Source organism: Neomesorhizobium albiziae (assembly GCF_900114255.1).
GTDB lineage: Bacteria > Pseudomonadota > Alphaproteobacteria > Rhizobiales > Rhizobiaceae > Neomesorhizobium > Neomesorhizobium albiziae.
Genome location: NZ_FOSL01000003.1, coordinates 102,052 through 126,221, shown reverse-complemented (window position 1 = coordinate 126,221; position 24,170 = coordinate 102,052). Strand labels below are relative to the sequence as shown.

At 59.7% G+C, this 24,170-nt stretch carries 19 protein-coding genes and 1 tRNA gene; 12 read left to right on the top strand and 8 right to left on the bottom strand.

All coding sequences use genetic code 11. The features are described from left to right. Nucleotides 1-223: 223 nt before the first annotated feature. Together F3H98_RS07080 and F3H98_RS07075 are read right to left on the bottom strand one after the other, a co-directional pair. Complete coding sequence (locus F3H98_RS07080) at nt 224-1,051, bottom strand: hypothetical protein (protein ID WP_149759431.1); 828 nt, start codon at nt 1,049-1,051, stop codon at nt 224-226. A gap of 759 nt (nt 1,052-1,810) precedes the next feature. Further along, nucleotides 1,811-2,467, bottom strand: a complete 657-nt coding sequence (locus F3H98_RS07075; RefSeq protein ID WP_149759430.1) for a DUF3800 domain-containing protein — start codon at nt 2,465-2,467, stop codon at nt 1,811-1,813. Between the two features lie 580 nt (nt 2,468-3,047). On the opposite strand from F3H98_RS07075, the gene F3H98_RS07070 reads away from it, so the two are divergent. Continuing rightward, a complete protein-coding gene (locus F3H98_RS07070; protein WP_149759429.1) occupies nt 3,048-3,353 on the top strand; it encodes a hypothetical protein in 306 nt (101 codons plus the stop codon). Here F3H98_RS07070 and F3H98_RS07065 read toward each other — a convergent pair whose 3' ends face one another. The 5 genes from F3H98_RS07065 to F3H98_RS07045 form a co-directional block, all read right to left on the bottom strand. Further along, a complete protein-coding gene (locus F3H98_RS07065; RefSeq protein WP_149759428.1) occupies nt 3,354-3,947 on the bottom strand; it encodes a hypothetical protein in 594 nt (197 codons plus the stop codon). 154 nt (nt 3,948-4,101) lie between these two features. Next, on the bottom strand, nt 4,102-5,664 hold the full coding sequence (locus F3H98_RS07060) for a hypothetical protein (protein ID WP_149759427.1): 1,563 nt from the start codon (nt 5,662-5,664) through the stop codon (nt 4,102-4,104). Further along, nucleotides 5,661-6,125: a hypothetical protein gene (locus F3H98_RS07055; RefSeq protein ID WP_149759426.1), complete on the bottom strand. Its 465-nt coding sequence runs from the start codon at nt 6,123-6,125 to the stop codon at nt 5,661-5,663. Before F3H98_RS07055 ends, F3H98_RS07060 begins: the two co-directional genes overlap by 4 nt. A 125-nt stretch (nt 6,126-6,250) precedes the next feature. Further along, entirely contained in the window at nt 6,251-6,466 is a 216-nt protein-coding gene (locus F3H98_RS07050) for a helix-turn-helix domain-containing protein (protein WP_149759425.1), read from the bottom strand. 95 nt (nt 6,467-6,561) lie between these two features. Beyond that, complete coding sequence (locus tag F3H98_RS07045) at nt 6,562-7,935, bottom strand: tyrosine-type recombinase/integrase (protein WP_149759424.1); 1,374 nt, start codon at nt 7,933-7,935, stop codon at nt 6,562-6,564. A 65-nt stretch (nt 7,936-8,000) separates the two neighbouring features. Between F3H98_RS07045 and F3H98_RS07040 the strand changes: the two genes are divergently transcribed. The 8 genes from F3H98_RS07040 (at nt 8,001) to phoB (ending at nt 19,209) form a co-directional block, all read left to right on the top strand. Further along, nucleotides 8,001-8,121, top strand: a tRNA-Glu gene (locus F3H98_RS07040). A gap of 227 nt (nt 8,122-8,348) precedes the next feature. Then, nucleotides 8,349-12,569 carry a PAS-domain containing protein gene (locus F3H98_RS07035; protein ID WP_149759423.1) on the top strand — a complete coding sequence of 1,407 codons (4,221 nt, stop codon included), beginning with the start codon at nt 8,349-8,351 and terminating at the stop codon, nt 12,567-12,569. 246 nt (nt 12,570-12,815) lie between these two features. Then, entirely contained in the window at nt 12,816-13,820 is a 1,005-nt protein-coding gene (locus F3H98_RS07030) for a PstS family phosphate ABC transporter substrate-binding protein (protein WP_149759422.1), read from the top strand. 103 nt (nt 13,821-13,923) lie between these two features. Then, complete coding sequence (gene pstC / locus F3H98_RS07025; protein WP_149759421.1) at nt 13,924-15,312, top strand: phosphate ABC transporter permease subunit PstC; 1,389 nt, start codon at nt 13,924-13,926, stop codon at nt 15,310-15,312. Next, nucleotides 15,305-16,918, top strand: coding sequence for a phosphate ABC transporter permease PstA (gene pstA, locus F3H98_RS07020; RefSeq protein WP_149759420.1), 1,614 nt, complete (start codon nt 15,305-15,307; stop codon nt 16,916-16,918). The genes pstC and pstA overlap by 8 nt, the downstream gene beginning before the upstream one ends. A 13-nt stretch (nt 16,919-16,931) precedes the next feature. Beyond that, nucleotides 16,932-17,747: a phosphate ABC transporter ATP-binding protein PstB gene (gene pstB / locus F3H98_RS07015; protein ID WP_149759419.1), complete on the top strand. Its 816-nt coding sequence runs from the start codon at nt 16,932-16,934 to the stop codon at nt 17,745-17,747. Between the two features lie 39 nt (nt 17,748-17,786). Beyond that, nucleotides 17,787-18,494: a phosphate signaling complex protein PhoU gene (gene phoU / locus F3H98_RS07010; protein WP_149759418.1), complete on the top strand. Its 708-nt coding sequence runs from the start codon at nt 17,787-17,789 to the stop codon at nt 18,492-18,494. Nucleotides 18,495-18,519: 25 nt separating this feature from the next. Continuing rightward, nucleotides 18,520-19,209, top strand: coding sequence for a phosphate regulon transcriptional regulator PhoB (gene phoB, locus F3H98_RS07005; RefSeq protein WP_149759417.1), 690 nt, complete (start codon nt 18,520-18,522; stop codon nt 19,207-19,209). Nucleotides 19,210-19,337: 128 nt separating this feature from the next. Here the strand turns inward: phoB and F3H98_RS07000 are convergent, their stop codons facing one another. Beyond that, entirely contained in the window at nt 19,338-20,579 is a 1,242-nt protein-coding gene (locus F3H98_RS07000; RefSeq protein ID WP_149759416.1) for an ROK family protein, read from the bottom strand. 199 nt (nt 20,580-20,778) lie between these two features. On the opposite strand from F3H98_RS07000, the gene xylF reads away from it, so the two are divergent. The 3 genes from xylF to F3H98_RS06985 all read left to right on the top strand — a co-directional run bounded on the left by xylF (nt 20,779) and on the right by F3H98_RS06985 (nt 24,041). Beyond that, the gene (gene xylF / locus F3H98_RS06995) at nt 20,779-21,819 is read left to right on the top strand and encodes a D-xylose ABC transporter substrate-binding protein (RefSeq protein ID WP_149759415.1); all 1,041 of its coding nucleotides are present in this window, start codon (nt 20,779-20,781) and stop codon (nt 21,817-21,819) included. A gap of 102 nt (nt 21,820-21,921) precedes the next feature. Beyond that, on the top strand, nt 21,922-23,238 hold the full coding sequence (locus F3H98_RS06990; protein ID WP_149759414.1) for a sugar ABC transporter permease: 1,317 nt from the start codon (nt 21,922-21,924) through the stop codon (nt 23,236-23,238). 14 nt (nt 23,239-23,252) lie between these two features. After that, nucleotides 23,253-24,041, top strand: a complete 789-nt coding sequence (locus tag F3H98_RS06985; RefSeq protein ID WP_149759413.1) for an ATP-binding cassette domain-containing protein — start codon at nt 23,253-23,255, stop codon at nt 24,039-24,041. The last annotated feature ends 129 nt before the right edge of the window (nt 24,042-24,170 follow it).

Genomic DNA, 24,170 nt, shown 5'->3' with positions numbered 1-24,170 from the left:
ATATATATTTGAATCGGCCGTCGGGACGATCGATGCACCGCGTCCTTTGGCACACTACGTCGTTCGGTTGCATGCTACAATTAATCTCGGCGAAAAATTCGAAAAGTTCGCCCCTTCCTTGGGTAGCCTCTTCAAACTCCTCCTGGGATACCGATTCATAGCCCTGTTCCAGTGCCTCACCGAGATTTTGGGGTGAATTGGTCGACATCTAACTGTTCCCTCCTTAACGATCGTCGAGAGCACGGGCCACGGCCTGGCCAATTAAGTTGGCATTGGCCACCGCGGCTGCCTGGCTCGACCCAACCCTTCCTAGCGTCATCGTGAGATTGTGGGTTTTGGAACGGACAGCGTTGTAAAGTGGCGATGTGGAATTTGCCGTAATATGGATTAGGTTCCAAACAGGGGTGATGTTACCTCCATAGGTGATGATGAATGTCGTGTCGTAGGTGAACGTAGAGTAGGGCGAATCTTCGCCGTTCTGAACTACCGCGTCCGTATGATTGGCCACGAACGCTTTCGTCATCAAGAAATCTCCAATCTTGAAATCACTAACGATGACCTTGTTGCGGATGCGCTTCTGGCAATCACCTTTCTTCAGCCTTCCTTCGGCAAGGAGGTCGGCAAATTTGTAGGAAAATCCAATGGTTTCGACCCTTGTTGCTTGCGCGGAAGAGTGAAGTCCGACGGAGGCGGAAAAATTTTGCGGGATAGTAGTCTGAAATTGGGAAACTGCGTTTCGAAGCGGTTCTTTGTAGGTCACCCCAGGTGAGAGCGTGCTGCGCTCATCTACTGTGATTTTTAGGCTGAGCTTAGACTCCCAGTCCCTCAGCCACTCAAGATTGTACCCCGTATTCGGTTCTTCCGTCTTGGGAAAAGCGTCAAGTGCTTGCTGAACACCGTAGTGAAGCTCGCATCTGATGAGTTGTATTAGCTCTACCTCTTCGATCCATTCCTCTTGACCTCCAAGTGTCATTTGAGGAATTGTTGTACCACAACCGACAAGTAAAATTAGCAACGGTATCGACGCGAGAGCGTAAGATATTCCACGCATACTTACCTCATAGTATGATATGGTAAAAGTTGTACTAACGTTTATGAGAAAGGTTACACGATCGCAAATATCGTTTCGTATCATCCCCGGAAATGAAACCGTCAATTGACCTAACTTAGACAATTCATTCAATTATAGCAATAACGCTCAGGTTCTAAATCTCTCTTGGCTTCTTAATTACTCTATTGCCCCTGATTCGTTTGCCATCACGCCGCGACCCTTGCGTCAAACCGCAGCTTCCGAGCCTGTCCGCTTCATCGAAGATCGCGCGAATATGTACCCAGTGAATTGCTTCCGGCACTCGTCGCACTCGTCCTTGGAAACATGCGATCTCGGCGACCGTTGCGGGCCTGGTTTTTGAAATCCGAATTCTTTTTCAGCGGCAGTGCAGGGATGCAGGGATGTGAAGGGATGTTTTCCTGCTCCCTATGGAAAAATGTAAAAACTGCATTTTTCTCGCGTTAAGAGGAAAAAGTCCCTGCAAGTCCCTTCATCCCTGCATCGGTCAACATCACTATCTGGCGGACTTCGACTTCCACTGTGGAAAACAAAAAGTTTCAAGAGGAAAAGGTGAATGTATTCACTCGATTAGCTGATCTCTAGGCCGAATCGATGGGTGATTTTAACCCGGTGTCAAGCCCGTCAAGCTTGATTCGCACTGAGAATCACGTTATCTGTGGATAGTGACCCTTGCTTGGTAAAGGTGCCCTCGGGCATTTCCCGTAAAACGGATAGCCAAGAGTGCGGGTCACAATTTTTTTAGTAATAGTGTTTTGTGCCGGATGCCCAAAGGTCGAATTCAGAGGCGATCTTTGGCTTAATAAGCTTGTGAGAGCGGTCGTCTCCCAGTTCTAATCTTCGCTGTACCGCCCACGCGCAATAGTCTGCCGCCCATAGCAGTGGGTCTCCCATCGAGTCGATAAAGCTGACCTCCCAGCGCTCGCGCGGAGCGACCTGTTGCACCGTGTTGTTTACGCCTTCTTTGAAGGCGGCTCGCTTCTTCCGGTCCCCCAGAGCGGCAGCTGTAATCAGTAGTTTGTGTCCATCGGCTAGGAGCTTTGGACCCACGTGCTTGAAATGGAAAAACCACGCGTATTTGTAGAAGGTAGGTTCATCGACCCTGGTTTGCGGCTGCGCCTTGCTCTTTTCCAGTACCGTAACATCGACACGAAAGTCGTGATTCTCTAGGAGCGCAAACACCCGGTCACGCACGTTCTGCTTGTCTGAAGTCGCGTGAAGTTTGTCGCGTCCTTCATCTCCATTTATGACAAGCTCGCGTCGAAGAGCTAAAAGGTCATTCGACAAGGAACAATCGTCGGTCGCTAGAGTGCAGAGCGTAAAATAACGGCTTGCGCCATTTTGTTTCTTGAACGTGAAGCAGCCTGCTTCGTCTGCAAAAACGAACTTGTTCGGCATTTTGGTCGATTCGACAAATGAAAAAATCAGCCGATACTAAAACACAACTTGATCGTTTCAAAGAAGCCGCCGCGACCACGAAACGAACGACTCAGAAAAGCGTTTGACCGCGCCTTGAAGAAGGTCGCGAAAGCACCGCATCAACCTTCGAAAGAGAAAAAACCACCGGAGATGAATGAGCTTACGAAACTGGCGGCCATACTGGCCGTAGCAGCACTGTTGGCCACTGCGGCACACATATATTTCTCACCATTTCAGCAATGTGCACGTGAACTGTCGAAACCTCAGTCTGCTGACAATGCTGGGGCGGGCGAACTACTGACCGATGCCCAGTTCCTTGGCAAACCACGATCAGAGACTCCAGCCGCAGACTGCTTGGCAAGAATGGGCGCACGACAATGAACGGCTACGAGAAATCACCTGATTACGGCGGGCCGAAAGCAGGCAGGTGGACGATGGCGATATGGCTGATTGCCGTTATCGCGGGCGCCGCCACGATCTATTTTCTCTACGCCTGAGTCACGGCGGTTTAGCGCAAGCCGCCTAACGTCCTCTCTCCAAAACAAGGGAGGCATTGGGCATGACAACAGAACGAAGGCTTTCGGAAATCGTAGAGGATATCTTGGTCGATCGTCCTAATGGCGAAGCGTCGATAGCGGAGCTCATCCACGAAATACCGAACCGTATCAATCTAACAGCCGACGATTATCAAGGGTCTCTTACAAGGCCAAATGAAGCCATTTGGGAGCAGCGCGTTCGCAACATCACTTCGCACAAAGGCTCCAGCAGAAACTTCATCTATCGAGGCTATTTAGAGCAAATAGACGGCGGCCTTCGTATCACAGATGCCGGCAGGCTCCACCAACAGGCCCGAAACCCCGTATAGCTATCGGAATTTCGCTTTATAGCCGGGCTGGAACCACTTCAATTCGGTCGTGGCGGGGCTGTTTTTGTCCCAGACAAACCACGCATAGGCGGTGGTGCCGGAACCGGCTTGAACTGCGCCTGCCGGATAGAACGTGATACGTTCGCTAAATACCCAAACGCGTGCCGGCGGGCATTCGGCAAAGATCGTATTGGCTCGATTGGCTCCCTCCAGAAACGCCAGCCGGAGGAGGAGGGCGAACTTGTTGCGGGCGAGTTTGACGCCTGATCGGACGAAGCTTTCAGCGCTGTTGTACGGCGGATTGGTGACAATGTTGTCGGCTGGCGTCTTCGCAACGTTGAAGTCGATACCAGATTTGCCAAAGCCCCGATCATACAGGTCCGAACTTTGTACGGTGTTGCCCCGGCTCTCCAGCACGCGCGACATTGCCCCGTCACCGCAAGCGCACTCCCATATCTCTCCGGTGAACGACTCATTTTCCATAAGGGCATGAGTTGCCCACGCTGGCGTCGGGAAATAGTCAGGCCCCGCAAGGTCGGCAAAACGCTTCATGGTGGGCTTGAAGCCGCCATTGAGATTGTAGGTCGCGTCCATACGATTCGCCCTCCGGTAGGGAAAATCATAACAGAATCATATGGTTAAATAAGGGTTAATGCCTGCGACGGATTGACTCAGGTGACTTGATATGCCGGCCTGTCAGGATCATATTCCTACACCGGTCCGGGTTGTCGAACATATAATCGCCCCGTCAAACTGCCTCGACCGTCCACGTGGCAGCATTCGTCCGATCATGGCCGCAACTGACAAGCCGCTTTCCCCCAACGATGCGGCCAGCCTGCTTTCTTAAGAAGTGTCCGAGCCGCTGCTTGTTGAGAGCGCCGCGTTGGATGAATTCGCCCAGGGCGTCGATCAGCACATCATGCCGGCGTTGCGAGGGATGTTGTTCAAGGTCCAGGTCGATCATTCGGGATATCTTGCCGACCGTCCAGGGGTCGCCTATCGGCAATGCATTCAGGATGGCGGCGGTTCTTTCGCGCTCAGGATCATCGTCGCGGACCTTCCCGGCGTTCAGCAACGGATCAGCCTCGCCGATCCAGACCAAGGCCGATCGCACTAGGTTCGACCAATCCTCGAACGAACCGAGCGGTGGAGCGATCCGTTGGCCACGTTGGACAACAAATGCACGCAGGACGGTGAGCGCAGCACTCACCAATTCGATACGACGAGTTTTCGCGGTGGCTGTCACGTCGGTTTTGAAAACACGGTCCTCCGGGCGCTCCACCCTCGCATCGAGATTGATCAGAACCACGCGGCGGGTCAGATCGCCAGCAAAGCGCAGGCTGTTGCCCGTTGCACAGAACGTCGAACCGGTAGGCAGTTTCAACGTCCGGCTTTCTCCCAACACGCGCACGGCGACAGCGCCTTGTGTGAGAACTTGGCAGAGAAATTCGGAACGCAACGGATACTCAATGTTGTCGAGCGTGATGAAGGCATCGCCGGCCATCAGTACAGACCCGACATGCTTTTGAAGTTCCGCCTCTTCCCGAGGCGCGGACAGCACCGCCGCCGCCTGACCAGTCGCCAGGATCGCGGCGAGGTCGACCAGTTTCGACTTGCCGGTTCCGGGTGTCGGTGCGTTCACGCCAAACAACGGCGCAGTTGGCAAGCAGGGCCGCACCAGCGCCGTCAGGATCATCGCCAGGGCCGCAGACCGATCAGCGGGGCCTACGAACGGGAAACTCTCCAACAGGCCACGCAGAACACCCATGGCGGCTTGAGCGTCACGTTTCGAAGGCTGATCGCTTAATATCGGCCATTCCAATTCCGAGACAAATAGGATGCCGGTCTGTGTGTCGAACCCTTTGTTGCTAAGAATAGTGCCGTCGGGGCGAAGCGTCGGAGCAGAGACAACGGCACGAAGTTGCGGAAACGGCCAGTCGCCCCGGCGAGCCAACGCCGTTTCGGCGACGATTGACGGGCAGGCGATCGATCTTAGATCGTCTTTACGCATGTCCCATTTCTTCCAATCGATCAGCGTCGTAAAAATCTCGACCAGCGCCGCCTTGTCGACCGGGACGAGAACGGTTGCGCCCTCAATCCGTCTGACATCATTCGCGTGCGTCGTCGTCGCGATATGCACCGGGCGAACCAGAGACGTACCGCGCGCGTAAATGGGTGCGGCGGCATCAACGGCCGCCTGACAGGCCTGCGTCACGCAACGAGGAAGCTCGCTCTCAATGTATTGAATGACGGGGCGTGCGCCGTCTCGTGTGGGCTGACGTGGCACGGTCACATTTGCCGGCGCGTTCATATGTCGTCGCCGGGTTGGCCTTCGAGATCGCCAAGGTTCGAGTATTCCTCAACGAGATCATCATCAACCAAAACGGGGCGATCGTGCATCTCTGGATCAGCGATGGTCGCAGGATGTCGCCGTTCCAGCTTTTCAATATATTCTCTCGCACGCGCGACAAAGCCAACGTGATGTTCAGTTACCGCACCAACGACACCGCCTCCCGACCAAGGTCTTTGCGGACGCAGATTGGTTTCCGGCAACAGCCGATCGTGAAGCCACCCCGAAAGGAACCGATCGGCGTCTTCTAAGCCGGCATATTTTTTTATGAGCAGCCCGCGCTCATCATCGCTGAGCGGTGCTGTCTGATAGAGACGGTCAGCACGTCGACCGACCGCCTCTACATCGGGATGATCAAGCGGCAGGCGATAGTCCCCTGCGCTAATCGAGCGCGGGAACTTCGGGGTATAGTCGGATTTCATAGTCTTGCCTCGCAAGGTTGCGCGAGGGCGGCATCGTTGCTATTGTTGCAACAGGATCATTATTCTACTTCGCCGCCTCGGAAATTCGTTTCCGGGGCGTTCCTTTTGCCCCGGCAGGGCAGCGATCAGGCGGCTTTACGCTCGACTGGTCGGACGAGGCGGCGCTCCACAAAAGCCTCAAGGTCTGATGGTCGGAAGTAGGTTCGCGAAAAGATTTTCACGACCGGCAGTTCGCCCACCCTCATGAGTTCGTAGAGTGACGAACGCCCAATACCCGTTGCCGCAACCGCTTCATTGACATTCAGCAGAAGTTTTCCAGCAAGCTTGTCAGTGTGTGCCATATCAGCCCGCTCCTTTCAAAATCGGGTTGATATGTCATTTCGCACACAGATAGTTGTTCGGTAGAATTGGTGCGGACGGTTGCGGACGAGCGGAACTATGATCGGTTCTCCGCCATTCGGATCACCTTATCCCCATCGACAGCAGGGACCAACGGCACGATTGCCCTAGCAGCCAGTTCCTCCAGGCCGTCCGCAATGTATCGGCCATAATGGCGCTCTATCATCGGAACGGAAGTATCATGTAGGGCCGCAACCAGCCGGATCGGAAGGTTCTGACGGACGCCGCGCACGACCGAGGAATGCCGCAGCGCATAGGGTATCACCTGGGGCATCTTTGCCCGTTCCCGGATCGCGTCCCACGGTCGGGCAAGTTCACTGACGGACTGCCAAGGCCCGCGTTTATCGCGCTCCCAACGAATGCTGCCGGCCACCTGTTTGTGCCGCCAACGCTCGAATAGCGGCGCATCTTTCCCACGACCCATCACAGCTGGGATCAGCGCGTCAAGCACGTCCTTTCCGACTGGAATCGGAACGCTACCCGATTTCCCGCCCCGGCCCTTGCGCGAGACCGGCAGCATCAGCCGGCCAGCCGCGCGCTGAACATCGCTCACGCGCATTCTGGAGATTTGCGAAAACCGCGCGCCTGTCGCCGCGAGTACGACAACGAGCCGGAATAGATCGCCGTCCCACGCGTATTCAGTGTCAATCTCCCGCGCCGCCCCGATGAGCTTACGGATTTGCCCGTCGGTGAGGATTTGGTTATCGCGCGCCACCGAAACAGAATCATCGTCGCGCGCCGCAGCTTTCAAACCATGTTTGACAACTGCCGGGACATTTGCGTCGAGCCGATCCCGATGCGCGGTGTAGGCTCCATTCAACGCCGCTTTGAGATCGTTGATGAGCCTTTGTTTCGTCGTCGCCTTCATTGCATCTGGCAGATCAGCGCGCCACGAGAGCAAGTCAGCCTCCTTTAAGGCGTACAGCGCTACGTCCGCCAATGGCGCGGCTGCAATGGCCTTGCCACGACCGCGCGTGGGCTGGCCCAGGATGTAGCGCGTGAGTCGTCGCCCACCGTCCGACCGCACCTGCCGGCCCTTCCGGCGGCTGTCGCGAGCGTCACGGTCTGCGATGTACGCTTCGACGGCCAAGCGCACGGTGAGCGCCGGTCCTTGCGCGGCAGCCTTCGTTTCCGCCCGCGCCTTCTCGACAGCCGCCCGCGCTGCACGGCGCGCCCCTTCATAGTCGAGCGTGCCCTCCTTAAGCTCGTCGTCGGCTGTGCCAAGCGGCGTCTGTAGATAATTTGCCCCTGGCCCCCAGTTGCGCCAGCGTACGAGCCAGACGCCCCCGCGCTTTCCCTTTCGATAACCGAGGTGCACTTCGGGATCGATGCCCTTGAAATACAATCCGGGCTCCAGTTTTGCCCGCGCATTCCGGGTCGTAATCGCCGCTTCTGTCAGCGTCTTTGCCATGCGTCACTCCAAAGCGTCGAATATCCGTCGAATATATATTGGCGCATCAATGCGGACAAGCACGAACGCTTGTTGCGTAATGCCTTACGTTCAGCGGATTCCTGCGGACGACTGCGGACTTGTTATGGATATCGCTAGCGCCCTCTCACGGCGCAAACCGGGGTTCGATTCCCCGTGGGCGTACCAGGACTTTCTCCCACTCCAAATCACCATAGCCATCGACAAGCCAGCGACGCCTGGTCGTTGGCAGGTTCCTGGCCATTTCCATCTTTTGGTGACGCTTATCCAGCGGCGGCGAAACTGCCGAAACGCTACATTAAGGTTAGCTAATCCTTAACGCATCTCCGGCACATTCCACCGAGCGGACCTTGGCATGGGGTGGGTTTGCCGTGGCGTTGGGGGATGGGCAGGAAATGTCGGAACAGAAAGGCGCAGCCGAGGCGCTATTTTCGGCTGGCCAGGGCGCGGTCGCGTGCATCGAGGGCGCGGCCGATTGCGGCGCGCGCACGGTTTCCATCGGCGAATTGCGCGAACTGATCGGCGTCGGCTCGGACTGGATCTGGGAAACCGACAGCGAATTGCGGTTCTCGTGGCTGTCAGGAAACTACGAAGAGACTACCGGCATTTCCCCGGCCAAGGTGCTTGGCCATTTTCGTTTCGATTTTCTCAGGAAGACCTTGAAGGGCGGCGACAGCGCCACGGCGCATCTCGCCGACCTCGAGGCGCGCCGGCCTTTCCGCGATTTCGTCTACGAGCTTGCCGGCGGAGGTGCAGATTGCCGCTGGATCGCCACTTCCGGCTATCCGCGCTTCGGCAACGACGGCGCCTTTCTCGGCTATCGCGGTGTCGGCCGCAATGTGACCGGGCTCGTTGCCACGCTCGAGGACGAAAGTCCCGAATCCAAGCAGCCACCGCGCTCCTGGAGAGAGGAACAGCCGGCCGAAGAAGCCATCGCCGGGGAAACCAACGCCGAGCGCATGATGGCCGCGCTCAACGTCATGAACGATGCGTTCTGCTACTACGACGGGGATGACCGCCTGGTCCTCTACAACGAGGCGATGTCGACGATCTACCATGGGCTGCAGGACATCATCCGCCCCGGTCTCGCCTTCTCGAAATTCATCGAAACGGGCCTCGAAAGGGGGATCTGGGATACCGAGGGACTCAGCAATCAGGAGTGGCGCGACCGTGTTGTCGGCACGCGGCGGAACGAACAGCAGTCGCAGTCGACCCTGAAACTCACCGACGGGCGCTGGGTCATGCATCGCGAGATGCGCACCGACGATGGCGGCGCCATGGCCTTCTGCACCGATATCACCGGGATGAAGGCGCGCGAGGCCGAACTGGCAACCGCCAATGTCAGGGGCGAGCAGCTGCTCGCCGATCTCGAACGTACGCTCGATTCCCTCAGGATGGGCATCGTTCTGGTCAATGCTGATCTCAACGCGGAAATCATCAACCGCGCGTTCTACGAAATCTGGCAGGTGACGCCGCAGGACGTCGGTGTCGGCTCGCCTTTCCGCGCACTGATGGACATCAACCGCCACAGCGGCATCTACCAGGTTTCCGACGACAAATGGGAAGGCTATGTCGCAATGCGGCTCAACGAGATCCGCGCCGGCGATGTCGCGCCGCGCGAGTTTCGCCGCGCCGACGGCTGCACCATGATCTATTCGGTGACGGCGCTGTCGGATGGCAAGCGGCTGATCTCCTATTACGACGTGTCGGAAATGAAGCACCGGGAAACCGAGGCGACGGAAATGCGCCAGCGGCTTGTCGACGTGCTGGAATCACTACCGGCCGGTGTCGTTATCTTCGATCGCGAGGACAATTTCGTGCTCGCCAACAAGAAGCTGCAGGCGGCGCTGCCAGCTCTGCAGCCCGCGTGGGACGGCGGCTACAGCCTGCTTGAAACGGTGAGGCTCGGCCATTCCGTCGGCTATTTCCGGGACAGCGGCGACCCCAAGATCGATGCGCTCTACGACACCGATCCGGCAAGCTGGCTCGAGCGCTACATGCAGCGGCACCGGGCGCGCCACGCCGTCTACGAGCGGCTGAGCCAGGACGGCCGCTGGTACCAGGTGTTCGACACCAGGACGGAGGACGGCACCTTCATCGGCGTGCGCGTCGACATCACGGAACTCAAGCAGCGCGAAAAGGCGCTGCGCGAAAGCATGCGGCAGATCGATCTCTACCGGCACGTGCTCGACGAACTGCCGGTCGCGGCAAACATCAAGGGTGAAGACCTCCGACTGGAGTATGTCAACAAGGCCTGGTGCGCGATCACCGGGATTTCGAAGGAGGAAGCCGTCGGCAGGACCGATGCCGAACTGTTCGGCGCGGTCGAGGCCGAAAGCTACACCGCGGCGGATACCGCCGTCGGCGTCAGCGGAGAGCGGCTGGAAATGGAGGAGGCCGTCACCCACCGCGACGGCACGGTGCGCCAGCTGATGACCCGCAAGGGCCGTCTGGTGGCGATCGACGGTTCGGTCCATCTGTTCGGGTCGAGCACCGATATCACCGAGATCAAGCACCGCGAGATCGAATTGACGGAAAGCCTGCGCGAGAACGAGGTTTTCCGCAGCCTGATCGACAATGTGCCGGTGGCGATCTACGCCAAGCGGCCCGATCTCAAACTCTACTATGTGAACAAGGGCTGGTGCGACCTCACCGGCTTTTCCAAGGCAGAGGCCATCGGCCTGACCGATGCGGAAATCTTCGGCGAAGACGGCAGGGCCTTCATGGACGGCGATATCGCCGTGCTGAAGACAGGGGAAAATCAGGAGGTCGAGGAGATTGCCAGCAACGCCGACGGCAGCACGCGCCATCAGATCGCCCGCAAGGGCGTGATGACCGCCTCCGACGGTTCCCTCTACCTGATCGGATCGACCACCGACATCACCGAACTGAAGCTGCGCGAGCAGGAGTTGCGCGAAGCGCAGCACCGCGCGGTGCTGGCGGACCGCGCCAAGTCGGAATTCCTCGCCAATATGAGCCACGAGATCCGCACGCCGATGAACGGCGTGCTCGGCATGGCCGAACTCCTGGCCAAATCGAACCTCGACGCCAAGCAGAAGACGTTTACCGACATCATAGTCAAATCCGGCAACGCGTTGCTGACGATCATCAACGACATCCTCGATTTCTCGAAGATCGATGCCGGGCAGCTGGTGCTCGATCCGGCGCCCTTCAATCTCGGCGAGGCGATCGAGGACGTGGCGACGCTGGTCTCGACGCGCGCCAAGGAAAAGGATCTCGAACTCATCGTGCGGGTTGAGCCGAAACTCACCGAACTCTATGTCGGCGATGTCGGGCGCATCAGGCAGATCATCACCAACCTGCTCGGCAATGCGGTGAAATTCACCGATTCCGGCCATGTGCTGGTAGACGTGACCGGTGACAAGGAAATCGACCGGACCAGGCTGACGATCAGGGTCACCGACACCGGCATCGGCATTCCTGCCGACAAGCTCAGCCAGGTTTTCGAAAAGTTCAGCCAGGTCGACTCCTCGTCCACCCGCCGCCACGAAGGCACCGGGCTCGGACTGGCCATCACGTCGCGGCTTGTCGCGCTAATGGGCGGCGAAATCGGGGTCGAAAGCGCGGAGGGCCGGGGGTCGACGTTCTGGTTCACCGTCGAGCTGCCGCATGCCGGAAATCGCAGCACGCGTCGGATAACGCCGCTCGACGTTTCCGGCGCGCGCATCCTGATTGTGGACGACAACGCGGTTAATCGCGCGATCCTCACCGAGCAGATGGTGTCGTGGACGTTCGATTCCTGCGCCGCGGAAAACGGCCCGGAGGGGCTGGCGGTGCTGAAGGCTGCGGCGGCCTGTGGCGTGCCAGTGGATTGCGTCGTGCTCGACTACCAGATGCCGATGATGACAGGCGCCGAAGTCGCGCAGATCACCCGGGCGACGCCGGAGATCGCCGACACGCCGATCGTCATGCTGACCTCGGTCGACCAGTCGCTCTCCAACGTCAGCTACCGCGACCTCAACATCGATGCGCAACTGATCAAGCCGACGCGTTCGTCGGTGCTGCTGGAAACACTGGTTTCTACCATCCAGAAACACCGTTCGTCGCTTGCCATGCATCACCATGAGGAGATCGACGAACCGGCGCCGGCCGGTTCCGCCGCGCCGAAAGGCGGCTTCTCGGCGGCTGCGATGAGCATGGCGCTGCGCGCAATTGCGCCAACACGCGAGAAAAGCCGGGCCGCCACGAGCGACGACCACCATGTCGATATCCTCGTCGCGGAGGACAACGAGGTGAACCAGCTGGTCTTCAGCCAGATCCTCGGCGAAACCCGCTACAGTTTCGAGATCGTCGGCAACGGACAGCGCGCCGTCGAAGCATTCGGCAAGATGAAACCGCGCATGATCCTGATGGACGTTTCGATGCCGGTGATGAACGGCCTCGAGGCCACCGGCGCGATCCGGGGCCTGGAAGAAGGAATGGGCACCAGGGTGCCCATCATCGGCGTCACTGCGCATGCGCTAAAGGGCGATCGCGAGCGCTGCATCGAGGCTGGAATGGACGACTATCTGTCGAAACCGATCAGTCCGAAGGCCTTGCTGGAGAAGGTAGCCCACTGGGCCCGCGAGATGCAGGACCGGCGGAACGCTGGCTGACTCTATCACCTCTCCGCCTGATATTTGATGATTTGCCGGCTCAACAAATGGTTGTATCGGCAAGCGACTGATTCCGCGAAACGAAATTGAATGGTCCGGGTGCGGCGTCTCACGACTTTGTGACAGACGGTTTCAGGCTTTACCGAGCCGACATAAAACTGTCATCCAACTGTTACAAACGGGCGCTATGGCCTCTGCGGACGCTGGAAAAGGCGTCAGGACATTTTCCGGACAGGAGTAGGCCACATGAATAAACTTTTGCTCACGGCGTCGGCTGCAGCGTTCGCGCTGGCCGCGTCGGCTGGTTACGCCGCAGCGCGCGACCAGATTCAGATCGTCGGCTCGTCGACGGTATTCCCGTTCACCACCGCTGTCGCCGAGAAACTCGGCCAGGGCGGCAAATTCAAGACCCCGGTTGTCGAATCGACCGGCACCGGCGGCGGCATCAAGTTGTTCTGTTCGGGCGTTGGCGAAAGCACCCCGGATTTCACCAATGCTTCGCGCGCCATAAAGGAAAGTGAACTCGAGACCTGCAAGGCCAATGGCGCCACGCCGGTCGAGATCAAGGTCGGCTTTGATGGTATCGTGCTTGCGAATTCGAAAGCCGGCACAGTTGTTGATCTGACCAAAGAGCAGATCTTCAAGGCGCTGGCCAAGAACGTCGCCGTCGACGGCAAGGTTGTACCGAACCCCTACGTCAACTGGTCGGATGTCGACGCCTCGTTGCCCGCTACCAAGATCGAAGTGCTCGGCCCGCCCCCGACCTCTGGCACGCGCGACGCCTTCGTCGAACTGGTGATGGTCGAAGCCTGCCAGGACGAAGTTAAGGCTGCCAACGAAAAAGCTTGCCCGGAAATCCGCGAAGACGGCGCTTTCATCGAAGCCGGTGAGAACGACAACCTGATCGTTCAGAAGCTCGAAGCCAACGCCAATGCCTTTGGCATTTTCGGCTTCTCCTTCCTCGACCAGAACGCCGACAAGCTGCAGGGCCACAAGGTGGATGGCGTCGAGCCGACCTTTGAGAACATCGCGTCCGGCGACTACAAGGTCTCGCGCTCGCTGTTCATCTATGCCAAGAAGGAACATGTTGGTGTGATCCCTGGCATGGAAGAATTCATCGCCGAATATACGTCGGATGCCGCCTGGGGTCCCGATGGCTATCTCGCCGACAAGGGCCTGATCCCGCTGCCGGACGCCGAGCGCGCCAAGTCGGCCGAGGATGCCAAGGCTCTCAAGGGCATGGGTTCCTGATCTGAATTTTCACTCGGCCCGGGATGCTTCTGTCCCGGGCCGAATTCCTTGCTCGGGTTTGCCAATTGGCAAAATTTTTAAGTAGCGATTGCGGGTTTCGGCAATGGTCACCTATCTGGTTTTCGCGCTGATCGCTCTTTTCCTGGCCGCATATTTCGCCGGACGATCAAGAGCGTTGACGAGTGTGGACGGGGAAATCTCCAAACTTCACTCGCTTCCCGGTCAGCACGGCATGTTCCTGGCGCTGGTCAGCGTAGTGCCGGCGCTGCTGGCTCTGATAGTCTGGTCCCTGATCACGCCGGGCATCGAATCCAATATCATAAGGAGCAGCTTCGCCAACGAGCTCGGTGGACTGGGTGTTCCTCAGGTCGAAGCCTTCATACGCGACGCACGGGCCATCGCCTTCGGTGGCGTGGTGGGCTTCACTGATGCGACCAAGGAGGCGGCTGCCGCCTTGTATAAAACGGTCCATGCAAGAAGCGTCTGGATCATTGTGGCTATCTGCGCCGTTCTGGCAATCGCCGGTTTCTTCTGGGGATACGGAAGGATTGCGCCGGCTTATCGGGCGCGGCATGTGGTTGAGCGCATCGTGCGCGTCTTTCTCATCGCGTGTTCCGCGGTCGCCATCCTGACCACGATTGGCATCGTACTGTCGCTGATCTTCGAATCGCTGCGCTTCTTCCAGCAGGTACCGATCCACAAGTTCCTTTTCGGCACGCATTGGAGCCCACAGAGCGCATTCACCGGCGCTGGAACGCAGCAGGGCGCCGTCGATCCGAACATTTTCGGCATGGTTCCCCTTTTTGTCGGAACGCTGTTGATCACCTTCATCGCGATGCTCGTTGCGGCGCCGACGGGACTGATGGCAGCAATCTACCTGTCGGACTATGCTTCCAAACCGGTTCGCGCCGTCGCCAAGCCAATCCTTGAGATCCTGGCCGGCATCCCGACCGTGGTTTATGGTTTCTTCGCCGCGCTTACCGTGGCGCCTTTCTTTCGCGGCCTTGGTGAAAGCATCGGGCTCGGTGTGGCGTCCGAATCGGCGCTGGCCGCCGGCGTCGTCATGGGCATCATGATCATCCCTTTCGTTTCGTCGCTTTCCGACGATGTCATCAACGCAGTACCTCAGTCGTTGCGCGATGGCTCTGCAGGACTTGGCGCGACGAAGTCGGAGACCATCCGCAAGGTGGTTTTGCCGGCAGCACTTCCTGGCATCGTTTCCGCCATGCTGCTTGCTGTCAGCCGGGCTATTGGCGAGACAATGATTGTCGTGATGGCTGCCGGTCTCGCCGCCAACTTGACGGCCAATCCGCTTGAAGCGGTTACCACCGTTACGGTTCAGATCGTAACGCTGCTGGTCGGCGACCAGGAGTTCGACAGCGCCAAGACGCTTGCCGCCTTCGCACTTGGCTTGGTGCTATTCTGCATCACGCTTGCGCTGAATATCGTCGCGTTGCGCGTCGTCCAGAAATATCGGGAACAATATGACTGATACGACCTCGACAATGGGCGCCGTCGTCCGCCCACGGAGCATTCACGCCGATGATGCCGCCAAAGCGCGGCTGAAGAAGCGGTACGCGGCGGAACAGCGGTTCAAGTGGCTCGGCGCCATTGCCATCGCCATTTCGGCGCTGTTCCTCGTGCTTCTGCTTTCGACGATCGTTACACAGGCCTTGCCGGCCCTGCGGATGAACTACATCACCTTGCCCGTCGACCTATCCTCCGCAAAAGTCGACCCGGGGGCATTGGACAGCGTCAACTACGATGCAGTCATACAGGAGGCGCTGGCGGCCAAGATTCCGGATGCGTCAAGCCGCCAGGACAGGCGGCTGGTGCGTGGAATGATTTCGACCGGCGCTGGGCTACAGTTGCGCCAAGACATCGCCAAGGACCCTTCGATGCTCGGCAAGACGGTGGACTACGCCGTTCCGGTCGATGATTTCGCCGATCTCTATCTGAAGGGCCTCCTAGCGGCCAAGGGCAGTATTGCCCCGCTCCAGTCGACGGTAACAGTTTCAGCCGATAGCGGCGACGTGGACCTCGGATTCGACAAGGGCGACATCCTCACGTTCGCCCACGCAGCCGGTGCCACCGAAGGTGAAAACGGAGTTCTCAACCTCACCAGCGGTGCGGCTTCGTTGCTACTCGAAATAGACGGGGGCATCATCAAGCTGACCCAGGTCTCGCCTGCCGCGAACGGCGGCTCCACCGCCAAAGGTACGGTGATTGTCAGGCCGCAGGGCACAGCCCAGGCAGCGAGCGGCGCAGCCAAGCTGCGGGTCATCGACGCACCGGAGAGTTCGCGGAAGATATCGGACAAGGAGATTGTCTGGCTGGAAGGGCTGAAAGGCCAGAATCTCGTCGAAAGCCGTTTCAACACTATTTTCTTCACCGGGGGCGCGAGCCGCGAACCGGAACTCGCCGGCGTATGGGGCGCGGTGGTCGGATCCTTTCTGACGATGGTGGTTACCCTTGCCATCGCTTTCCCCATTGGTGTTGCGGCGGCAATCTATCTTGAGGAATTTGCGCCGAAGAACCGATGGACCAACCTCATCGAAGTCAACATCAACAATCTGGCGGCGGTGCCGTCCATCGTGTTCGGTCTGCTCGGGTTGGCCGTTTTCCTGAATTTCTTCGGGCTGCCGCGTTCCGCACCGGTGGTTGGCGGCATGGTGCTGGCGCTGATGACAATGCCGATCATTATCATCGCCTCGCGCGCCTCCATACGCGCTGTACCCCCGTCAATCCGGGAAGCGGCACTTGGCATTGGCGCTTCCAAGGTGCAGACCGTGTTCCATCACGTTCTGCCCCTGGCGATGCCCGGCATCATGACCGGAACAATTCTCGGCATGGCGCATGCGCTGGGCGAGACCGCGCCGCTTCTGATGATTGGCATGGTGGCCTTTATCGTCGACATTCCAGGCGGCTTCACGGATCCAGCGACTATTCTCCCCGTGCAGATTTTCATGTGGGCGGATTTCCCCGAACCAGGCTTCCAGCAGAAAACGTCGGCGGCCATTCTCATCCTGCTCGCGTTCCTGATCATCATGAATGCCATAGCGGTAATTCTGCGCAAACGCTTCGAGCGGCGCTGGTAGCGGAGTAAAGGACATGAACATCATGACTGAAGCCGACGTCGAACAGAAGTTAGCGACCCGAACCAACGAGCCTTCCATCAAGATGAAGGGCGACAAGGTCTCCGTCTATTACGGGGAAAAGCGTGCGCTGTTCGATGTCGACCTCGACGTCCGCCAGAACCAGGTGACGGCGCTGATCGGTCCATCCGGCTGTGGCAAGTCGACCTTCCTGCGCTGCCTCAACCGCATGAACGACACGATCTCGATCGCCCGAGTCACCGGCAAGATCACGCTGGATGACGAGGACATCTACGACAAGAACATCGACGTCGTGGAATTGCGCGCGCGCGTCGGGATGGTGTTCCAGAAGCCGAACCCGTTCCCGAAGTCGATCTATGAGAACGTTTCCTATGGGCCGCGCATTCACGGCCTCGCCAAGGGCAAGGCCGACCTCGACCGCATCGTCGAATCCAGCCTGCAGAAGGCGGCGCTGTGGAACGAGGTGAAGGACCGGCTGCACGAGCCCGGAACCGGGCTTTCCGGAGGCCAGCAGCAGCGCCTTTGCATCGCGCGCGCCATCGCCGTCAGTCCCGAGGTGATCCTGATGGACGAGCCCTGCTCGGCGCTCGATCCGATCGCCACCGCCAAGGTCGAGGAACTGATCGACGAATTGCGCGAGAACTACACGATCGTCATCGTCACGCACTCGATGCAGCAGGCGGCGCGGGTTTCGCAGCGGACCGCAATGTTCCACCTCGGTTATCTCGTCGAGGAGGGTGCCACCGACAAGATGTTCACCAACCCGGACGACAAACGCACCCAGGACTACATCACGGGCCGGTTCGGCTAAGCCCGCACCGTACCCGCAACCTACGACGAGGAGAGAATGATGCGCGAGCACACCGTCGCGTCCTTCGACGAGGATCTCGAACATATCGACCAGCTCATGCGCGACATGGGCGACCTCGCCGGAGCGATGCTGCAATCGGCGACGAAGTCGCTGCTGTCATCGGACAATCCGCTTGCCCAGCGGGTGATTTCCGACGATGCGATCATGGACGCCAAGCAGCGCGAGCTCGACGACCGGGCAATTACCCTGATCGCCAAGCGACAGCCGATGGCGCAGGATCTGCGCGCCGTGGTCGGCGCCATCCGCATGGCTTCCGATCTGGAAAGGATCGGCGACCTTGCCAAGAACATCGCCAAGCGTGTGGGTGCGGTCGGTCAGTCGACGACGCCGCGAAACCTGTCGCATTCGATCGAGACGATGGCTGCGCTGGTGTTGAAGCAGGTGCAGGGCGTCATCGACAAATACGTCGCGCGCGATGCCGAGGGCCTGAAGCCGCTCAGGGCCGACGACGAGAAGATAGACATCCAGTACACAGCGGTGTTCCGCGAACTCCTCACCTACATGATGGAGGATCCGCGCAACATCACCGCTTGCACGCATCTCCTGTTCTGCGCGAAAAACCTCGAGCGGATCGGCGACCACGTCACCAACATCGCCGAAAACGCGTATTATGTGATGACCGGCACGCAATTGCCCCCGCACCGGCCGAAACTTGACGAGACCTCTTTGACGGTTCTCGCCGAATAGCCGATCCACAGGGAACGACAGCCATATGATTGCTCCGAAGATCATGGTTGTAGAGGACGAAGAGCCGCTGTGCGTGCTGCTCCGCTACAACCTCGAGGCCGAAGGTTATCAGGTCGAGGTCGTGACGCGCGGCGATGAGGCCGAGATCAGGCTTCAGGAAAACGTGCCGGACCTTCTGGTCCTCGACTGGATGGTGCCGGCGGTTTCCGGCATCGAGCTCTGCCGCCGCCTCAGGATGCGGCCGGAGACCGAACGCCTGCCGATCATCATGCTGACGGCGCGTGGCGAGGAAAGCGACCGCGTGCGCGGCCTGTCGACCGGCGCCGACGACTATCTGGTGAAGCCGTTCTCAACGCCGGAATTCATTGCCCGGGTGCGGGCGCTGCTGCGCCGCGCCAAGCCGGAGGTGCTGTCAAGCGTGCTCAAGGTCGGCGACATCATGCTCGACCGTGAAGCGCACCGTGTCTACCGCAAGAAGAGCGAGATTCGGCTCGGGCCGACGGAATTCCGCCTGCTCGAATTCATGATGCAGCACCCCGGCCGTGTCTTCTCGCGCGGTCAGTTGCTCGACAACGTCTGGGGCGAGACGATCTACATCGACGAACGCACCGTCGACGTGCATGTCGGCCGCCTGCGCAAGGCCGTCAACAACGGGCGCATGCCCGATGTCATCCGCACCATTCGCGGCGCCGGCTACGCGATCCGGGAAGCTTAACAGTTGAAGCGGAACGATTTCGGTTGAACCGGGTATTCCGCTCCGTCTGTTCGTCTTGGCTGACGCCAGAAAATCAAAAGTGCTACAGCGACCTTCGTGCGTCTGAGCAGACGCGCGGCGCTGCGGTGTCAGGCGACGTCTTTTCCTTCAACCAGCGGGCCGGTGAGGCCCGGGGCCAGGATTTCCTGATCGACGAAGGTCAGCGCCTGCATTGCGCAGCCCTCGCGGATCAATGGTGTCTCATCCGGCTCCGTGTCGAAGGATATCGCCTTCGAATGCTGGCCACCGGCGGTTTTGGCGATCGCTTCGCGCATCGACGGCTCGATGAGATCGAAGGCGCGTGCGCCATGGCCGACCATGGCGACGGGGGCCGGATCGATCAGGGCAAACAGGCTGCCGAGGCCGAAGCCGATCGCCTCGCCGGCCTTGCGGAACGCCTCGCGTTCGGGGCCGTCATGGGCGCGGGCGCGGGCAGCGAGGTCCGCCATGTCGGCGTCGCTGATGTCGGCGGCGGGAACATCGTCCTCTGGACGTTGCCTGGCGTTGCGCCAGATCGCATAGTTGCCGGCATAGGCTTCGACGCAGCCGCGGCGGCCGCAACGGCAGAGCGCGCCGTCGGGCCGGTGGATCATGTGTCCGAACTCGCCGCCGGACGACTGGGTGCCGGTGAACAGGTCGCCTTTCAGCACCATGCCCATGCCGATGCCGTGCGAAAGCAGGATGGCGATGAAATCCTGGCGGTAGCGGTCCGGCTTGTGCCAGCGCAGCGCCACCGCGATCATGTTGCAGTCGTTCTCGACCCGCGTCGGCACACCGAACGCCTCTTCCAGGATCGCGGCGAAGGGAATGTCGCTATGGGCGGTGATCGGCGACCACAGCATGGTGCGGGCTTCGGCGTCGGTGATGCCCTGGATCGCCATGACGATGCGCATCACCGGCCGGCTGGGCGACTGGCCGGCGATCAGGCGCCTCACCATGGCCAGCATTTCGCCGAGGAGATCGGCCTTTGCCATGCCGAGCGTCGGCAGCCGCCGATGTTCCTGCGCGATGACACCGCCAGCATAGTCGATGAGGGCTGCCGACAGGTAGTTGAGCGACAAGACGACGGTGATCACCGAGGCGGCGCCGGGCGCAAGGCTGAGCGCCACCTGCGGGCGGCCTCGTTTGGCCAGAGGCGCTTCGCTGCCCTTGGCTTCCGCCAGCACGCCTTCGTCGATCAGGTCGGCCGAGATGGCCGAAATCGTTGAATGGCTGAGCCCCGTGGTGGCCGCGATTTCCGTGCGGGAAGGCTGCCCGGCGCGGCGCACAGCGGCGATCACCATGGCGCGGTTGCGGCGGCGCAAATCGTCGTGACGGATTCCGACCGTCATTTTCGGCATTCCTCCCCCGTGGTTGCATTGCGGCTCTTCCATGCATTGCGAGAGTCGTCAACCGGCAAGGCACCACGTTGAAATCATATTGACACGCTTGGGATGTTGAGTCATTAATTTTTTCGAGGCTCGAAAAAAAGAGCTTCCTGAGTGGCTCAAGCCAGTGTCATCGCGCCTCACCCGGCGCAGGGAGGAAATTATGAAGAAGTTTGCAACCGCCATTCTGGCGGGCGTTGCCATGTCGATGGCGCTCTCGGCAGTAGCCGAAGCCAAGGACAAGGTCATCGGCGTGTCCTGGTCGAACTTCCAGGAAGAGCGCTGGAAAACCGACGAAGCGGCCATGAAGGCGGCCATCGAGGCAGCCGGCGACAAGTACATCTCGGCCGATGCGCAATCCAATCCCGGCAAGCAGCTGACGGATGTCGAGAGCCTGATCAGTCAGGGCGCCAATGCGCTGATCGTCCTGGCCCAGGACGCCTCGGCCATCGGACCGGCGGTTCAGAAGGCGCTGGACGAAGGTATTCCGGTCGTCGGCTACGACCGCCTGATCGAAAACAAGGACGTCTTCTACCTGACCTTCGACAACAAGGAAGTCGGCCGCATGCAGGCCCGCGAAGTGTTCAAGGTCAAGCCGGAAGGCAACTACGTCTTCATCAAGGGATCCGGCGCCGACCCGAACGCCGACTTCCTGTTTGCCGGTTCGATGGAAGTGCTGAAGGAAGCGATCGACGGCGGCAAGATCAAGAATGCCGGCGAAGCCTATACCGACGGCTGGCTGCCCGCCAATGCCCAGAAGAACATGGAACAGTTCCTGACGGCCAACGACAATAAGGTCGATGCCGTGGTGGCCGCCAATGACGGCACCGCGGGTGGCGTTGTTGCTGCGCTGACCGCCCAGGGTCTGGCCGGTTCCGTGCCGGTGTCCGGCCAGGACGGCGACCACGCTGCGCTCAATCGCGTTGCGCTCGGCACGCAGACGGTTTCGGTGTGGAAGGACGCTCGCGAACTCGGCAAGGCAGCGGCTGAAATCGCCACGCAGCTCGCCGACGGCAAGAAGATGGAAGAAATCCCCAATGTGGTCGATTTCACCACGCCAGGCGGCAACGTGACCAAATCGGTGTTCCTGACCCCGGTCGCGATCACCAAGGACAACCTGAACGTCGTCATCGATGCCGGCTGGGCTCCCAAGGACGTGGTGTGCCAGGGTGTAGCGGCCGGCTCCGTCGCTGCCTGCAACTAAGCCCTCCATGAGAGCTTGACGCCGCGGTTTGACGAAAACCGCGGCGTCTTCTTAAATGTGTTTGCCGGTATCCGCCCAGACGGCAGCCGGCGGGAGGAAATCATGACCGACATGACCTCGAACGCGTCGCCTGACCGCGCGCGTGCGTCCGAACTCGGGCCTATTCAACGGTTCCTCAAGGCGACCGAAATCGATCCTCGCATGCTCGGCATGCTCGGCGCGCTGCTCGTCATCTGGATCGGCCTTCATATCATGTCCGGCGGGCTTTTCCTGACGCCGCGCAACCTCTGGAACCTTTCCGTCCAGTCGTCGTCGGTGGCGATCATGGCCACGGGCATGGTCCTGGTCATCGTGATGCGCAACATCGATCTTTCGGTGGGGTCGGTGGAAGGCGTGGTCGGCATGCTGATGGGCTTTGCGCAGGTGCATTTCCTTGTTCGCATGATGGGTTTGCCGCTTGGCGACCCGTGGATATGGATCATTGCGCTTGCCATCGGGGTCGCGGTCGGCCTGCTGATCGGCGCATTGCAGGGCTTCATCATCGCATATCTGGACGTTCCCGCCTTCATCGTGACGCTGGGCGGATTGCTGATATGGCGCGGCGCGGCGTGGTGGATCACCAGCGGCCAGACCATCGCGCCGCTCGACACCACCTTCCAGCTCATGGGGGGCGGACCGCGAGGATCGATTGGCGCGACCTGGAGCTGGGTCGTCGGCATCGTCGCCTGCCTGGCCGTTGCCTTGATGCTGATAAACGGACGCCGGCAACGCAAGCGCTTCAAGTTTCCACTCCGCCCGATCTGGGCTGAGGCATTTATAGGCACCGTGATTGGCGTTTTCATTCTTGGCGCCGTGTGGATCGCAAATTCCTATCCCTGGCCTGTCGGCATCGTGAGGCGGTACGCCGAAGAAAATGGGATCGCGATCCCCGAAGGAGGGCTGTTCATCGCGCATGGCATCGCCATCCCGGTGCTGATGGCGGTCGCCGTAGGCATCGTGATGACATTCATCGCCACGCGCACGCGCTTTGGCCGGTATGTCTTTGCGATCGGCGGCAACCCGGAAGCAGCCAATCTCGCCGGCATCAATACCCGCTGGATTACCATGAAGGTGTTCATGATCATGGGTGTTCTTGCCGCGATCAGCGCCGCGATCTCATCGGCGCGCCTCAACTCCTCGACGAACTCGCTTGGAACGCTCGACGAACTCTTGGTCATCGCCGCGGCGGTCATCGGCGGCACGTCGCTTGCCGGCGGATCGGGAACGATCGCCGGCGCCATGCTCGGCGCGCTGCTGATGCAGTCGCTGCAATCCGGCATGGTTCTTCTGGGGGTCGATTCGCCGCTGCAAAGCATTGTCGTCGGCGCCGTGCTGGTCGTCGCCGTGTGGCTCGACACCATCTACCGCAAGCGCGTCTAGCAGGAGAGAGCATCATGGAAGCGACCCGCACACCGCTCGTCGATATGCGCAACATCTCGATCGCGTTCGGCGGCATTCGCGCCGTCGACGACGCGTCCGTCGATCTCCATACGGGAGAGGTGGTGGCGTTGCTCGGCCACAACGGCGCCGGCAAATCGACGCTGATCAAAATCCTCTCCGGCGCCTACAAGCGCGACGCCGGAACGATCATGGTGAGTGGCGAGGAAGCGGCAATTTCGAACCCGCGCGACGCCAAGAAATACGGCATCGAGACGATCTACCAGACGCTCGCGCTGGCCGACAACGTCGATGCCGCCGCCAACCTCTTCCTCGGTCGCGAATTGCGCACCGGCTGGGGCACGCTCGACGACGTCGCCATGGAAGCCGAAGCCCGCAAGGTGATGGGGCGTCTCAATCCGCGCTTCCAGCGCTTCAAGGAGCCGGTTCTCAAGCTGTCCGGCGGCCAGCGCCAGTCGGTGGCCATCGCGCGCGCCATCCTGTTCAATGCCCGCATCCTGATTATGGACGAGCCGACCGCAGCCCTCGGGCCTCAGGAAACGGCGCAGGTCGGCGAGCTGGTGAAACAGCTCAAGGCCGACGGCATCGGCATCTTCCTGATCAGCCACGACATTCACGACGTCTTCGATCTCGCCGACCGTGTCTGCGTGATGAAGAACGGCCAGGTGGTTGGCACCGCGCGTACTTCGGATGTGACGAAGGACGAGGTGCTGGGCATGATCATCCTGGGGAAATGCCCATCCGGCGCCATCCCCGGTCCCGGCGCCTTGAAAGTCGCCGCCTGAACGCTGGCGGCTAGCCGTTTGGAATTGTTAGCTGGCATTCGATTCGATGGCGGCGGCCCATCACCATGCTGGCCCAAGCCAATGGCCGGGCCGGACCTTGCATTGCATTGAGGGGCGTAGTTGTTACAA

Bases quoted from the DNA above. Each gene is read 5' to 3' on its own strand.
- F3H98_RS07080 (WP_149759431.1), bottom strand. From the start codon at position 1,051: ATGCGTGGAATATCTTACGCTCTCGCGTCGATACCGTTGCTAATTTTA.
- F3H98_RS07075 (WP_149759430.1), bottom strand. From the start codon at position 2,467: ATGCCGAACAAGTTCGTTTTTGCAGACGAAGCAGGCTGCTTCACGTTC.
- F3H98_RS07070 (WP_149759429.1), top strand. From the start codon at position 3,048: ATGACAACAGAACGAAGGCTTTCGGAAATCGTAGAGGATATCTTGGTC.
- F3H98_RS07065 (WP_149759428.1), bottom strand. From the start codon at position 3,947: ATGGACGCGACCTACAATCTCAATGGCGGCTTCAAGCCCACCATGAAG.
- F3H98_RS07060 (WP_149759427.1), bottom strand. From the start codon at position 5,664: ATGAACGCGCCGGCAAATGTGACCGTGCCACGTCAGCCCACACGAGAC.
- F3H98_RS07055 (WP_149759426.1), bottom strand. From the start codon at position 6,125: ATGAAATCCGACTATACCCCGAAGTTCCCGCGCTCGATTAGCGCAGGG.
- F3H98_RS07050 (WP_149759425.1), bottom strand. From the start codon at position 6,466: ATGGCACACACTGACAAGCTTGCTGGAAAACTTCTGCTGAATGTCAAT.
- F3H98_RS07045 (WP_149759424.1), bottom strand. From the start codon at position 7,935: ATGGCAAAGACGCTGACAGAAGCGGCGATTACGACCCGGAATGCGCGG.
- F3H98_RS07035 (WP_149759423.1), top strand. From the start codon at position 8,349: ATGTCGGAACAGAAAGGCGCAGCCGAGGCGCTATTTTCGGCTGGCCAG.
- F3H98_RS07030 (WP_149759422.1), top strand. From the start codon at position 12,816: ATGAATAAACTTTTGCTCACGGCGTCGGCTGCAGCGTTCGCGCTGGCC.
- pstC (WP_149759421.1), top strand. From the start codon at position 13,924: ATGGTCACCTATCTGGTTTTCGCGCTGATCGCTCTTTTCCTGGCCGCA.
- pstA (WP_149759420.1), top strand. From the start codon at position 15,305: ATGACTGATACGACCTCGACAATGGGCGCCGTCGTCCGCCCACGGAGC.
- pstB (WP_149759419.1), top strand. From the start codon at position 16,932: ATGAACATCATGACTGAAGCCGACGTCGAACAGAAGTTAGCGACCCGA.
- phoU (WP_149759418.1), top strand. From the start codon at position 17,787: ATGCGCGAGCACACCGTCGCGTCCTTCGACGAGGATCTCGAACATATC.
- phoB (WP_149759417.1), top strand. From the start codon at position 18,520: ATGATTGCTCCGAAGATCATGGTTGTAGAGGACGAAGAGCCGCTGTGC.
- F3H98_RS07000 (WP_149759416.1), bottom strand. From the start codon at position 20,579: ATGACGGTCGGAATCCGTCACGACGATTTGCGCCGCCGCAACCGCGCC.
- xylF (WP_149759415.1), top strand. From the start codon at position 20,779: ATGAAGAAGTTTGCAACCGCCATTCTGGCGGGCGTTGCCATGTCGATG.
- F3H98_RS06990 (WP_149759414.1), top strand. From the start codon at position 21,922: ATGACCGACATGACCTCGAACGCGTCGCCTGACCGCGCGCGTGCGTCC.
- F3H98_RS06985 (WP_149759413.1), top strand. From the start codon at position 23,253: ATGGAAGCGACCCGCACACCGCTCGTCGATATGCGCAACATCTCGATC.